Origin of the sequence: Streptosporangium sp. NPDC000239, from assembly GCF_040300765.1 — a bacterium.
In the GTDB taxonomy this organism is placed as follows: Bacteria; Actinomycetota; Actinomycetes; order Streptosporangiales; family Streptosporangiaceae; genus Streptosporangium.
The window spans coordinates 108628-122304 of record NZ_JBEPEI010000004.1; the positions used below are offsets into that span (position 1 = coordinate 108628).

Annotated in this window: 11 protein-coding genes; 2 read left to right on the forward strand and 9 right to left on the reverse strand. The window is 69.8% G+C overall.

What is annotated here, in order from left to right; all coding sequences use genetic code 11:
• Nucleotides 1–117: 117 nt before the first annotated feature.
• Complete coding sequence (locus ABT340_RS12645) at nucleotides 118–1965, forward strand: DUF4082 domain-containing protein (RefSeq protein ID WP_352010841.1); 1848 nt, start codon at nucleotides 118–120, stop codon at nucleotides 1963–1965.
• Between the two features lie 88 nt (nucleotides 1966–2053).
• On the opposite strand, the gene ABT340_RS12650 is transcribed toward ABT340_RS12645, so the two are convergent.
• The 3 genes from ABT340_RS12650 to ABT340_RS12660 all read right to left on the reverse strand — a co-directional run bounded on the left by ABT340_RS12650 (nucleotide 2054) and on the right by ABT340_RS12660 (nucleotide 5354).
• The gene (locus ABT340_RS12650; RefSeq protein ID WP_352010842.1) at nucleotides 2054–3496 is read right to left on the reverse strand and encodes an O-antigen ligase family protein; all 1443 of its coding nucleotides are present in this window, start codon (nucleotides 3494–3496) and stop codon (nucleotides 2054–2056) included.
• 3 nt (nucleotides 3497–3499) lie between these two features.
• On the reverse strand, nucleotides 3500–4291 hold the full coding sequence (locus tag ABT340_RS12655; RefSeq protein WP_352010843.1) for a hypothetical protein: 792 nt from the start codon (nucleotides 4289–4291) through the stop codon (nucleotides 3500–3502).
• A 130-nt stretch (nucleotides 4292–4421) separates the two neighbouring features.
• Nucleotides 4422–5354 carry a hypothetical protein gene (locus ABT340_RS12660; protein ID WP_352010844.1) on the reverse strand — a complete coding sequence of 311 codons (933 nt, stop codon included), beginning with the start codon at nucleotides 5352–5354 and terminating at the stop codon, nucleotides 4422–4424.
• 223 nt (nucleotides 5355–5577) lie between these two features.
• Here ABT340_RS12660 and ABT340_RS12665 point away from each other — a divergent pair, with 223 nt between their 5' ends.
• Nucleotides 5578–6771, forward strand: a complete 1194-nt coding sequence (locus ABT340_RS12665; RefSeq protein WP_386192082.1) for an acyltransferase family protein — start codon at nucleotides 5578–5580, stop codon at nucleotides 6769–6771.
• Between the two features lie 28 nt (nucleotides 6772–6799).
• Here ABT340_RS12665 and ABT340_RS12670 read toward each other — a convergent pair whose 3' ends face one another.
• The 6 genes from ABT340_RS12670 to ABT340_RS12695 form a co-directional block, all read right to left on the reverse strand.
• Nucleotides 6800–7696 carry a phytanoyl-CoA dioxygenase family protein gene (locus ABT340_RS12670; protein WP_352010845.1) on the reverse strand — a complete coding sequence of 299 codons (897 nt, stop codon included), beginning with the start codon at nucleotides 7694–7696 and terminating at the stop codon, nucleotides 6800–6802.
• Nucleotides 7697–7762: 66 nt separating this feature from the next.
• The gene (locus ABT340_RS12675; protein WP_352010846.1) at nucleotides 7763–8662 is read right to left on the reverse strand and encodes a glycosyltransferase family 2 protein; all 900 of its coding nucleotides are present in this window, start codon (nucleotides 8660–8662) and stop codon (nucleotides 7763–7765) included.
• Nucleotides 8663–8679: 17 nt separating this feature from the next.
• On the reverse strand, nucleotides 8680–10227 hold the full coding sequence (locus ABT340_RS12680) for an oligosaccharide flippase family protein (RefSeq protein ID WP_352010847.1): 1548 nt from the start codon (nucleotides 10225–10227) through the stop codon (nucleotides 8680–8682).
• A gap of 56 nt (nucleotides 10228–10283) precedes the next feature.
• Nucleotides 10284–11324: a hypothetical protein gene (locus ABT340_RS12685; RefSeq protein WP_352010848.1), complete on the reverse strand. Its 1041-nt coding sequence runs from the start codon at nucleotides 11322–11324 to the stop codon at nucleotides 10284–10286.
• 5 nt (nucleotides 11325–11329) lie between these two features.
• Nucleotides 11330–12643 (reverse strand): DUF4910 domain-containing protein, encoded by a 1314-nt coding sequence (locus tag ABT340_RS12690; protein WP_352010849.1) that lies wholly within the window; start codon nucleotides 12641–12643, stop codon nucleotides 11330–11332.
• Entirely contained in the window at nucleotides 12633–13676 is a 1044-nt protein-coding gene (locus ABT340_RS12695) for an NAD-dependent epimerase/dehydratase family protein (RefSeq protein ID WP_352010850.1), read from the reverse strand. The genes ABT340_RS12690 and ABT340_RS12695 overlap by 11 nt, the downstream gene beginning before the upstream one ends.
• Between the last annotated feature and the right edge of the window lies 1 nt (nucleotide 13677).

A 13677-nucleotide genomic window follows, 5' to 3' on the forward strand; every position in this document is an offset into this window, starting at 1 on the left:
CAAGCAGACATGTCGTCGAGCCGACCTCAGGTCGGTGCGGAGGTCAGAGAGATGGCCAGTACACACCCCCCTCGCCGGGGTGGGGAACCCCAGCACGGCTTATCCCCTCGCAAACGGATGCGTCCCGGCCTGGTGGCGGCCCTGGTCGTCGCCCTGGTGGGGGTGACCGTTCCGGTCGCCTGGGTCGTCACCCACAACGACGAGGTCACCGTCACGCCCGCGGCGGCGGCCGGGCCCGCCGCCTCCGAGGAGCCGGAACAGCCTCAGGAGACCAGTCTCTGGTCGTCGGAGGAGACGGTGAAGGCGCCCACGCACACCGACCGCTCCCCTGTCGAGCTCGGCACCCGCTTCACCGCCGCCAAGAGCGGCTCGGTGACCGGCGTCCGCTTCTACAAGGCCTCCGGCGAGAAGGGACGGCACACCGGCAGCCTCTGGGACTCCCGGGGCCGCCGCCTCGCCCAGGTCACCTTCCCCAAGGAGACCGCCTCAGGCTGGCAGGAGGCCCGGTTCGCCTCCCCCGTGCAGCTGCGGGCCGGCCAGGTCTACACCGTCTCGTACCACAGCACCAACGGCACCTACGTCGGCTCCCAGGCAACGGGACCGGCCACTTCCGGCCCGCTCAGCACGACATCGCGCAACGCCGGGGTGTTCGGGTACGGCACCAGCGCCTTCCCCAAGCGGTCCAACCCCAAGGGCTACAACTACTGGGTCGACGTCGTCTTCCGCTGGCACGAGCGGCACCGCAGGCCGACCACCCCGAAGCCCACCTCCACCCGCTGGCCGTCCTCCTCCCCCACGTGGACGCACTGGCCGACCAGCAGTCCCACGGACCTGCCGACGGGCCTGCCCACGGATCTCCCGACGGACCTTCCGACGGGCCTGCCCACGCACAAGCCGACGCCGACCGTGACCTTCACCCGGACTCCCACGCACCGGCCGACCCCGACGCCCACGTGGACCCGCTGGCCGACCTCGGAACCCACCGACGAGCCCACCGAAGAGCCCACCTCGACGCCCACCCGGAGCAACACCCCCACCCCGACCAGGACCAGGACGGCTGAGCCGACCCCGACCAAGTCCCCCACCGGGACCCCGGAACCGACGCGCTCCCCGAAGCCGACGGACTCCCCCGAACCGACGGACTCCCCCGAGCCGACGCACTCCCCCGAGCCGACCAGGCCCCAGGAGCCGGGCGACCGTAGCTGCGACGGCCACCCCACCCCCGACTGCACCGGTGTCCCGCCCGGCACGAGGCTGACGACCAAGAGCCTGAACGACGGGCACAGCTACCGGGTCACCACGGCGGGGGCCGTGCTCGACAGCGTGCGCATCCCCGGCGACCTGGTGATCACCGCCAACAACGTGACGGTCAGGAACAGCCAGATCGACGGGAGGGTCATCAACGAGTACGGCCCGAACACCTACAGCTTCAAGATCTTCGACTCGACCGTCGGCCTTGAGAACAAGTGCCAGAGCCTGCCCGGCGTCGGGGAGAGCAAGTTCGCCGCCGAGCGGGTGCTCGTCAGGAACCACGGCGACGGCTTCCGGGTCGGGGGCGACAGCGTCAGCATCCGCGACTCCTTCATCGACCTGTGCTCCAACCCCGACGACCACTCCGACGGCATCCAGACCTACGGCGGAGGCAAGGGCCTGGTCTTCGACCACAACACCATCGACCAGCGGGGCGTCAAGGACATCACGGCGCCGATCTTCCTGACCGACCCGAAGATCGTCGACGCGGTGGTCACCGACAACCTCGTCATGGGCGGCACCTACAGCATCCAGCTGAAGAACGGGCGCGGCACGCTGATCGTGCAGGGCAACCAGATCGTCGACGACAGCTGGCAGTACGGCCCGGTCGAGGCCGACTGCGACAGGATCAGGTGGAAGGACAACTCGGTCGTGACGATCGACAGGAACTACAACGTCACCTCCATCGTCAGACCGCTGCAGTGCGAGGGCTGACACTCCTTCATCCGGCGTGAGAACGGGGCGGGCGCGCACGCGTCCGCCCCGTCGTCGTGTCAGACCTCCGGGCGCCCTCTCCCGGGGCTCAGCCCTGCGCCGCCGAGCGCCTCGACCGGCCGAACAGGCGCCGCATCCCCAGCTGCGCGGCCTCCCGCCAGGTGAGGCGGTGCGTGCGGGGCCGTGGTACGGCGGTGCTCACCGTGGCGCGCAGCAACGCGCCCGTCGCGCCGATCAGCACGAAGGACAGGCCGGTCACCGTGGCGAAGGACATCAGGTCAAAGGTCGCGGCCCCGATCAGCGGGACCACCAGGCAGGAGGCCAGGGTCAGCGCGAGGTCCCTGACCGCGGGGTCGGTGCTGAGGTGGCGGGCCCTGAGCGCCGAGTAGATGCCGCACACGAACATCGCCACGACCGCCCCGATGCCGAGCAGTCCCGTCTCGACCGCGGACAACAGGTACTGGTTGTCGAAGACCTGGTGCTTGGGGGCGTACCAGGTGCCCATCCCCCGGCCCAGCCACAGGTGCTTGGCCAGCTCGTAGGCGGCCACGTCGTAGTCGTGCGTGCGGTACTGGATGCTGTCGTCGCTGCCCGCGTTGGCGAACAGGTTGTAGAAGGTGTTGATGAGACCGGGGACCGCGATCCGCATGCCGACCAGGAACACCAGCGCGACCAGCACCGCCTGGACACGCCGCCTGGCCGGCCAGCCGAGGAACAGCACGAAGGCGACGCCCGCCAGGCTCAGCACCGCCGAACGGGAGACCGAGAACATCAGGCCGAGCGCGATCAGGCCCGCGCACGCCCACCAGCGCAGGGCGGGCTGGGCGAGCTGACGGGCCTTGAAGCCGTAGTGGGCGGCCAGCGGCAGCACCATCGCGCAGATGACGCCGAACTCGATGGGGTGGCCGGTGGTCGCGGCCACCCGGCGGAACTCGGACCTGGCGATGATGGAGGCGTCCTCCGAGGTGTACCGCAGGCCGGGCAGCGCGAGATAGCGGGTGAGGTCGAACTCGATCAGGAACTGCAGGGCGCCGACCAGCGCGACGGCGGCACCGGTCACCACGACGGTCTTCAGCACGAAGTCCAGGCGGTCGGCGCCCCGGACCCCGTCGCACATCATCAGCCCGATCCCGGCGTTGGCCACCAGCAGGATCAGCGCGTGGTCGGCGAGGTTGAGCTCGTCGGAGGGCAGGTAGCCGTACGTGGAGTAGCCGAACGTGGCGATCATCGCGGTCAGGAAGACGAACAGCGCGGTGCGCACGGGGGTTCGTCCCTTGGCCATCCCCAGCGTGGTGGTGAAGTGCGCGAACATCCAGCAGAAGACGGCCAGCAGGGCCATGAAGTTGGCCGGGGTGAGCGAGAGCGGGATGCCGCGGAACACCAGGCGGGCCGGGATGATCGTCAGGGAGACGACGAAGAAGCTGACGAGGGTCGCGCCGTCGGCGTGCCTGGGCAGCGGCGGGGCGAGGTCACGGGAGACGGCTCGCGCGCTTGCGGTGGAGCCTCTGGTGGAGGTCGGGGAGGACGCCACGGGTCACGGCCTCGTGACCGGGGAGCCCGCGGGCAGACGGCCGTTGAGCCGGCCCGTCACCGGCTCCGCGGGGGGCGTCGCCTTCCTGGAGGTCCCCGGCGGGGTGCCCGGGTCTCCTCCGGCCTTCGCCTCCGCCTCCTCACGGCGCCGCCTGCGGTTGGTGACGAAGCTCTCGACGGTGAACGCCATGAACAGGCTCGCGATCACCCCGACGCCCGCCGCCGCGGCGACGGCGCGCATCTTGCGTCCGCGCTGGGCCAGCGGCTCGGTCGGCGGCACCGCCTCGTAGGCGCTGATGTAGGTCGCCTTCGGCGCCTTCACCGCCTCCTGGCGGTTGATCAGCTCAAGCTTCGTCTTGGCGATGACCCTGACCACGATGTCCTTGGCGGCCTGCGGCGTCGAGCTCTCCCCTTCGATGAACACGTACGGCCCGGTGGCCAGCGACTCGATGTTGCTGCTGCCGTTGTTGACCTTGAAGGCCGTGTCGCCGCCCTCGACCGCGCCCAGCTGGGTCGCCATGTCGGGGGTGCCCATCGCGGCGATGAGGATGGAGGCCGAGATGCTCAGCCCCCGGTCGAAGTTCAGCATCGGGTTGGTCAGGCCGTTGGGCATGCGGGGGTTGGTCGGCAGGCTGCCGCCGGTGGTCGGCGTGGTCAGGATGAGGACGGCTGAGGAGGTGTAGGTCGTGGGAACGGTCGAGTAGATCCCCGCCGCCGCGACCAGCGAGAGGACGAAGGTCGGCAGGACCACGTACCAGCGCCGGAACAGAACAAGGACTGTTCCCCAGAAGTCCACGCGCGCCTCCCCGAACCGGATCGCGGCCGCCGTGACCGTGATCCGTCAATGTCATCGCCCGCACCGGCGGGCCGTTACTGTCCCGGCCTGCCGTACGGCGGGGCCCCGTGGCCCCGGGCTTCCGGAGATGTCATTTCCGCTCGTCCCGCCAGCCGACCCGGGTGAAGACAACCGTGTCCGAGGCCTGGTCGTGCTGGTCCTCGTCGTCGACCACGACCACCAGACCTGCGGACTCGTCTTGGAACGGTCCTTCAGCGGAGTCGGAGACGACGGGTGCGTGCGGCACCATCACGGGCGGGTCGGCGGCCGGGGTCCTGCTCTCACGGCCCGCTCCCGCGGCCTCCCAGGCCTGCTCCTCCTGGGCCTCGCGCTCGTCGCGCGCGGCACCCGCGGAGTCCTGCGGAGGACGCCTGCGGCCTCCCCTGATCTGGGTCACGCCGTACACGATGCTCAGGCCGCCGAGGAGCACGAGGAACATCGTCGCGCCCGCGGCGGTGAGCTTGCCGGAGATCTTCGCCGTCGGGACGGAGGAGGGCACGACGTCGACGACCGTGATGAAGGTCGAACGCGGGGCCTTGAGCGCCTGCTGACGGTCGGCGAGTTCCTTGCGGATGCGCTGCTTGGCGCGCAGCACGACGTCCTGGGCCGCGGCGGCCGACCTGCTCTGCACCTCGACGTAGACGAACGGGCCGTTGGTGCTGATGCCCAGCAGGTCGGGGTTGGTCCGCCCGTCGTTGATCACGATCTGGGTGGGGCCGTTCGGGACGACGCCGAGTTCGGCCGCGACCTCGGGGGTGTTCATGGACAGGATGAGAATGCCCGAGGTGACGCGCAGGCCGTCACTGAACTGCAGGAGCGGGTTGGTCAGGCCCAACGGCTTGGTCGGGTCGGCTGAGAGCGTTCCACCGGTGGCCGGGGTCGTCAGGACCATCGACGCCGTGGACACGTAATAGGTCGGCAGCAGGAAGAAAACCAGGCTCGCGGAGATGATGGACAGGACCGCCAGGGGCGGGCCGATGGCCTTACGTCTGGCGAGACCGAAAATGGTCTTCCAGAAGTCCATATGCCTCCGCCCCTCATTCACACCGGGGCACAGCGAACCCCCGAGACAACACAGTTACCCATCGCCGAGTGCGCTCTTCCTGTTACATGATCGAAAGGAGGCCGAGCCTTCGGCGCCCTCTGGGGATGTTACGTCTGGGGACCATACAGCGATAGACCCGTTGATAGGCCAAGATAGGGTAGAAATCAGGAGCCCGTGAGGGCCCGAGACGGGAGTTGATCGGATGGGGTCGTCCCACCAGGACGCCCAGGAAAGCCGGCCAGAGACTCCCGCCGAGACGCTCGCGGGTCGCGGCAGGCTCGCGGGACTGGACGGTATCCGAGGCGTGGCCGCCCTGTTCGTCATGCTCCACCACTGCTGGCTGATGGCCTTCCCGGGATTCCCGGCAAGCGCCGGGCCGGTTTGGCTTGGTTTTCTCCTTTACGGACACTTTGCCGTAGTGGTGTTCATTGTACTGTCCGGTTTCTCTCTCGCGGTCTCCCCCGCCCGGTCCGGATGGCGACTGGGCAGCCTGCGGAGATTCGCCCGGCGACGCGCCTGGCGCATTCTGCCGCCTTACTGGGCGGCCCTGGTCTTCAGTCTGGTGATCGCCTGGACACTGGCCGCCCAGCCGGGTGAAGGAGCGCCGACCGCCAAGTCCGTCCTTGTTTACGGTCTCCTGCTGCAGGACGTTTTCGGCGCGCCGAGCCCCAACGGGGCCTTCTGGTCCATCGCCGTCGAGGCCCAGCTCTACCTGCTCTTCCCGGTGATGCTGATCCTGCTGCGCAGGGCGGGCGCGGTCGTGATGCTCGCCGCCGTCACCGCCGTCGTCGCGGTGATCGGGCTGCTGGCGCCGAGCGTGCACGTGGTGAGCATGCTGCTGCGGCTGACCCCCCAGTTCGCGGTGCTGTTCGCGATCGGCGTCGTGGCCGCGGGCGTCCTGGCCGCGGGCGAGCGGGTACGGCGGCTGCCCTGGCAGTGGCTGGCCCTGGCGGCCGCGCTGCCGGTGCTCGCGGTGATCCTCGCTCGCGGCTCGGTGTGGACGGTCGGGAACTTCTTCTGGATGGACATCGCGCTCGGCCCGGCCGTCGGCCTGACACTGGCCGCGATCGCCACCGGCCGGGCGAAACTCCTGATCAGGCTGCTCGACCTGCGGCCGATCCGGAGCCTCGGCTCCTTCTCCTACACGCTCTACCTGATCCACGCGCCCATCGTCGTGACGGTCTTCCTGCTGGTCGTCGCCCCGAACGTGCCCACGGGGCTGCCCGCCTTCCTGGTGGGCACGGCGCTGGTCGTACCGCTGTCGCTGGTCACGGCCTGGCTGTTCGCGGCGGTCTTCGAGCTGCCGTTCCAGCGTCACCGGAGCTGGCCCGCGCTCCGTACGGCGATGCGGGCCAGGATGTCGCGGACGCGCGCGGAGGTACGCCCCGCGCCCTGACGGCGGGGGCGTACGGTCGGCGCGGTCCTCAGCTCACCCGGGCGAGAGCCTCGGCCTCGTACGCCAGCGCCAGTTCCTCGGGCATCGGGTCGAGGTCGGCACAGCGCACGAAGTCGCGCAGGGTGGTCCCAGTGCAGGCGGCGTCCACGTTCACCGCGCCCCTGCGCGCCCGGACGTCGTCGATGTTCACGGTACGGAAGTCGATGCTGAAGCGGGTCCTGCCGGAGGTGTTCGGGACCGTGGAGTGCAGCTGGGCGCCGGAGAACAGCATCACCCCGCCCGGCTCGGGCACGACCCGTACCTGCGGGTCGAGCTCGATCGGCTCCTCCGGCTTCGGCTGTTCCCTGGTGTCGCTGCGCACGTGCTGGGCCGCGGAGAGCCTGCTGCTGCGGTTCCACTCGGCGTAGTCGTAGCGGGCGCTGCCGTTGCGCACGGGGGCGTCGAAGTAGGCCGGGTGGAAGGCCATCACGTTCTCCGGCACCACCGGGTAGATCGGGATCCACCAGTTGACCTGGTTGAACGGCGCCGAGTACCAGCAGTCCCGGTGCGGGTGGAAGGCGTAGGAGATGCCGGAGGTGAGGTAGTCGTTCGAGGTCGAGGTACGCATCCTGGGGACGTCGAAGTAGGTCCGGTCGAGCCGGCAGCCCAGCTCCTCCAGCACGGCCGGCAGGAGCTTCTTGCACTCCGGGTGGTGGATGAACCGGGGCTTGAGGTCGGCCAGCAGCGCCGCGAACTCCTCGACCTGCATGTCGTACTGGGCGGTCTCCGGGTCACGGTCGCCGAAGGCGTCGGCGATCAGTTCCTGGGCGAAGGCGATGAGGTCCCTGGAGGCGGGCGTCGAGGAGTAGACGAACACCTTCCCCTCGTAGAGCAAGCCGCGCCGGGTGTCGTCGTCCACCACGCTGTTGGAAAAGACGGTGGTCATCCTGTGCTCCTTGTCCGCGACGTTAGGGGCTTACGGGGGTTGGCTGGGGTTGGGGTCTCACGGTGGTCAGTTCCCGGGCCTGAGCGCCCCGGTGGCCAGCCGTACGAGCTTGCGGCTGCGCCGGGACACCACCCGCCGCTGGCGGCGGGTGTACATCTGGCGGGCGGCGGCACGCGCGCGGCGCCGCTGTTCCTCGGTCAGCCCGAGGTCGGCCTCACGCAGCCAGTGGAGGATCTCCATGTACTGCAGGGTCGTCGAGAAGTGCACCTGCCAGCCGGGGACGCCGAGACGGCCGCTGATCACGTTCATGCTCTCGTGCTTCCAGTGCCGGTGGGCGAGCACCTCGTGCACGTGGCCCCACGGCCCGGCCAGCGCGAGCTTGGTGGCGAACACCTCGTCCTCGCGGAGCATGTTCCGCCGGGGGATGGACATCACGGGCTCGCGGCGCATGAGGCCGTACAGCGGGTCGATCAGCAGGTGACTCTCGTTGAGCAGGCGCAGCATCTCGGCGAACCGGTCGACCGGGTCGTCGGAGAGCAGCCCGCTGCCCTCGTAGGCGCTGGTACTGGTCGTGCCCTCCGGGTCGGTGTAGGACATCTGCGTGGTGACGAGGATGAGCCGCTCGTCCGCCGCGAACGCCCTGAGCGTGGTGGAGACGTAGTGGGACTCCAGCCGGTCGTCGTCGCCGATCCACCGGAAGAACGTCCCCCGCGCGTTCCTGCCCGCGTACATGAAGTTGTTGAGCAGCCCGATGTTCTCCGGGTGCCGCCGGTAGACGATCCGCTCGTCCGAGCGGGCCAGTTCCCTGCAGAGCTCCTCGGTGCCGTCCGTCGAGGCGTTGTCGCAGATCAGCAGTTCGATGTTCCGGTGGTCCTGCGCCAGCACCGACCGGATCACGCCTTCCAGCCGATCGGCGCCGTTGCGCACCGGAAGTCCGATGGACACCAGTGTGTCGGAATCAACCATCCGATTTCCTTCTCGGGTCAACGTGAACGTGCCGGGATCAGCCCGGTCACCCGGCTGCCCAGTTGCTTGAGTACCGCCTGCGGTACGACGACCAGGACGTAGACGAGCAGCCCCGCGCCGCCGGCCACGGCCAGGTGGACGAAGGGGATGCCGTCGCTGATCACGGTGACGAGCGTCACCGTGACGGCGGCGCAGAGCACCCCGCCGAGCACCGGGCGCCCCAGGGCGGAGACGACCGGGCCCAGGACGACGCCCGCGCGGCGCATCGTCAGCACGGAAAGCGGTACGGCGACCACCAGCGCGACCACCGCGTGGGCGATCGCCGCGCCGCGGATGCCGCCCACCTGGGCGCCCAGGATCAGGCTGGGAATCAGCGCGACCGCCCAGCCGAGGTTGAGCCACATGGTGGCCTTGGTCGCGCCCATGGCGGCCAGGATGTCCACCACCAGCGCCGTCATCATCCGCACGACCATGAGGACCGACAGGAAGCTCAGCACCTCGGCGGCCGGTTCCCAGCGCGGGATGTACAGGAAGCCGATCACCGCGGGCGCGAGCACGCCCAGCAGGACACCGAACGGCAGCACGATGGACAGCAGCAGCGGTATGGCCCGCTGCACCCCCTCGGAGACCGAGTCACCGCCCTGCTCGGCGAGCCTGGAGAAGCTGGGCAGCGCGACGTAGCGCACCGCGGTGCCGACGAGCCCGGGGACCCAGCTGGAGATGTTGAAGGCCAGCAGGTAGAAGCCGAGCTGCTCGGCGCCGAGGGCGTCGCCGACGATGACGGAGTCGACGTTGAGCAGCAGGCCCTCGATGCCGAGGGTGACGCACAGCGGCAGCCCGAAGACCAGCAGCTTCTTGGCCATGGCGCGGTCGAGGCCGAAACCGACCTTGACCCTGGCGTACAGGACGACCAGCACCCCGGTGGCGACGGCGCCCAGGAGCTGACCCCAGGCGAAGCTGTAGGCCCCGGCGCCGTTGGCGGCAAGGGTGATGGTGACCGGCGCGGTCACCAGGAAGCCGACCAGGTTGGCCTTGGTGAGCTTGTCCTGCTCGAACCTGCGCAGCAGCGCCGCGCTGCGCACGGCGGTCAGGCCGTAGACCAGGTTGACCGCCGTGAGGACCCGGATCACCCCGGTCGCGCTCTCGCTGCCGGACATCTCAGCGAAGTAGGGGGCGAAGACCCAGAAGAACGCGTACAGGAGGGTGCTCGACGTGATCGCGACGACCGTCGCCGTCGGCGCCATCTCCTCAAGCTTGCCCCGCCACTGCACGGTGGCCGCGATGATGCCCGCGTCGTTGATGTAGATGACGAACTGGCTGGCGGCCAGGGCGATGGCGAAGATGCCGAACTCCGCCGGCACGAGCAGCCGGGCCATGACCAGGCTCATGGCGAAGGAGCCCGCCTTCATCACCATGTTGCCCAGCACGCTCCACCGCAGCCCCCGGCCCGCCTGGCGGCCGATCTCCCCGAGCTGGGAGGCGGGCGTGTCCGGCCCGCCCTCCGGATCGGGGGCCCCGGACTCCGCCTTCGTCACGACCGGCCCGGAGTCCCGCGTGTGTTCCATCTCTTACCTTTCACCGTTCGCCGCCGAACCGCCGTCGCCGCAGCGTCCCGGTCCGATCAGGCGGGCTCGTGGACCCGCTCAAGCCAAATCTCCCGCCAGAACGGGAGGAACTGCCGGGGGCAGCTCACGCTGTACGCGCCCGCGCAGACGATGTCCTCAAGGATGATGCAGGGGCTCTTCATCGTGAGCATGCGACCGGTCTTCTCGTCGATGCACCGGTCGACCCGGGAGAGGACCCGCGCGGTCTTCCCGCAGTACCGCGACATCTCCTCCTCGAACCCCATCCCCCGGTTGAGCAGGTCCTGGTTGAGGGTCTTGAGGATCTCCTCCTTGGGCTTGATCCGGACGAGCTCTCCCGGCTGGAGGTCGAGCGTCATGCTCGGCGTCGCCCCGGTGAGCCGCCCCTTGACGAAGCCCCATTTCAGGCCGCCCCTGATCTGCAGCCACGACGGCAGGAACCGCCGGCTGCGCTCCTGGTAGCGGTTGAACAGGCCGACCAGGAGCGCGCGGAGCGTGAAGAACACACTCGCGTTGCCCGTCTTCACGTCCGTGACGTACTGCCCGAACTCCTTCAGCGGCAGGCAGGTCGGCGCGGCGCGCAGCAGCTCGGTCGCCTGGCAGGAGTAACGCTCCTGCCCGTCCTCCCCCGGCTCCTTCCTGGACGCCACCTCCAGGATGGGCAGCAGCGCGCGGCCCTTCGCCAGACCCCCTCCTGACCCCTCGGCCTCCTTGGCCGGTTCCGGCTCCGGGGAACCGGGATCGACCCGCTTGAGCCAGGACTCCTTCCAGTACATCAGGCAGGCCGTCTGGCATCCGCCGTGCGCCGACCCGTCGCAGCGCGCCCCGGTGAGGTGTACGGCACGCTCCATCCTGCGCATGCCGCTGCGGCTGATGGTGTCGCACAGTTTGTAGGCGACCTTGTGCACGGTGAGCCGCTTCCCGCAGAAAGCCAGCATCTCCGGCATGAAGGGCAGCTCGTCGAGCTCTCCCCTCTCGTCCAGAGTGGCCATGATCTCGGCCTCGCTCAGGACCTCAACCGTCTCCCCCACCCGGAGGTTGAGCACCCCGGGCTCCGTGACGGCCTGCAACCGCGTCATCTCCACTACTCCTTGAGGAGTCCTGCACCACGCAGGGCCTGTGCCGCTTCCGCCACGACGGCGAAGGGCAGGTCTGACTTTTCGGCGATGTCGAGCAGGGTGTGCTCCCCGTCGGAGAGGTTCAGCACCCACAACATCGCCATCTGGGCCTGCTTGGTGTCGCTACGGCCCCCCAGCGAGCCGTACAGTCCCCGACGGCCGAGCTGCGGCTCGCCGTACGGGCTGAGGTTGAGGTAACGGCGGTTGCCTTCGAGCACCCGCGTCACCTCCCAGCAGGTCTCCAGCGTGTCGGCCATCGCCTCGGGCGAGACGAAATCCGGGTTGTCGCCCGAGGTGTGGTACTCCGGGTATCCGGCGTACGGCGTCCTGGTGAGGGAGCCGACGGGCAGGTTGAATCCGGGCGAGCAGTACTGCCGCTCGTCGTAGCCGTACGGGGAGAAGTCCAGGACCGTGTGCTCACGCCCCGAGGAGCGCAGAACGTGCCGGACCGCCCTGTCGATCTCGGCGTCGGCCCGCCTGCTGCGCTTGTAGGTCAGCGATCCGCTGTCGCCCGCGCAGGCCAGCACCAGGCCGTGCTTGACGCGCCCGGCGCGCTCCCTGTTGCGCGCCAGCCAGGTGATGGCGCCGATGGTGCCCGGCGCGAACACGAACCGGTAGGTGTAGTGCGGGTCGCTCCTCGCGAGCCGCCGGGCGAGGCGGGTGGCGACCGCGACGCCCGCGAGGTTGTCGTTGGCCAGGGAGGGGTGGCAGACGTGGCAGGAGATGAGTACCTCGTCGGTGCTGCGCCCCGGCACGACGTGCTCGCCGTAGGTGAGGTGGCCGTCGGCGAGCGTCGAGTCGATCACCACCTCGTACGGCCCCGGCCCCATCGCCGCCAGGGTGTTCTCCCTGAGGCAGAACCCCCAGTTCTCGGCGTAGTAGCTGGTGCGGTACGGAACCAGGTCCGGCTGTTCGGGCAGGGTGTGCAGGTGCCCGCGCAGCTCGTCGAGGGTCATGGTCGCCGAGACCGGCACGCTGTAGCCGACCACGTGCAGGTTCGACGCGGCGAAGTCGATCACCCGCTCGCCCGAGGGGTCCTTGACGTAGGCGTCGCGGATGTTCCACTCTCTGGGCACGGTCCAGTCGAGGACCTCGGTGCCGGTCGGCACCTCGCTGACCTCCAGCGGGATCTCCCCGGAGACGATCTCCAGCGTACGGCGCAGCCCGTCGCCGGTGATGCTCCTGCAGAGCGGGTAGAGCCGCTCGACCAGGGCGTGCATCTCACGGCCCTCGGTCTCGCGGCTCTCCCCTGCTGCCGTCTGGGGGGCGTCAGTTGTCACCGACGCCCGCCTCACGCGGTCTCATCGTCTCGTCCACGGTGCCGTCGGCGCTCCTGGCGGCCAGCTTGGCGAGCCGGGTGAAGCTGTTCTTGAACAGGTCCTCGGTCATCCCGAACCTCCGGTAGGCGTCGACCAGCTCGGCCGCGCCCGCCTTGACGCTCCAGCTCGCCTCGTAGCCGGGCAGCGCCGCACGGATGCGGGAGAAGTCGACCCGGTAGGAGCGCGGGTCGGCGCCCGCCTCACCGGTGATGACGAGCTTGGAGCCGGGAACCGCCTCCACGACCTCGGCCGCGATGTCCGCGACGGTCACGTTGTTCTGCTCGGTGCCCACGTTGAACGCCCTGGCGTGTACGGCCTCCCGCGGGGCGGCCAGCGCGAGCACGAACGCCTCGGCGATGTCCTTGGCGTGGACCAGCGGGCGCCAGGGGGTGCCGTCGGACAGCACCCGCACCTCGTTGGACAGCAGGGCGTGGCCGACCAGGTTGTTCAGCACGATGTCGGCGCGCAGCCTGGGCGAGAACCCGAAGGCGGTGGCGTTGCGCATGAAGACGGGGGTGAAGTCGTCGTCGGCCAGCGCGGTCAGGTCGTCCTCGACCCGGACCTTGGACTCGGCGTACGGCGTCACCGGACGCAGCGGCGCCTCCTCCCCGACCAGCTCGTCGCCGCCGGAGGCGCCGTAGACGGAGCAGGTCGAGGCGTACAGGAACCGCCGCACCCCGGCGTCCCTGGCCAGCCTGGCCAGACGCACCGAGGCGTGGTGGTTGATGTCGTAGGTCAGCTCGGGTGCCAGCGACCCGAGCGGGTCGTTGGACAGCGCGGCCAGGTGCACGACCGCGTCGATCCCGGCCACGTGCTCGGCGGTGACGTCACGCAGGTCGACCCGGTGCCCGGCGGGGTCGGCCGGAGCGGGCCCCAGCAGGCAGTCGGCGAACAGCCCCGAGTCCAGGCCGATCACCTCGTGGCCCGCCTCGGTGAGTGCCGGGGCCATCACAGTTCCCAGGTAGCCCTGGTGCCCGGTCAGCAGCACGCGCATC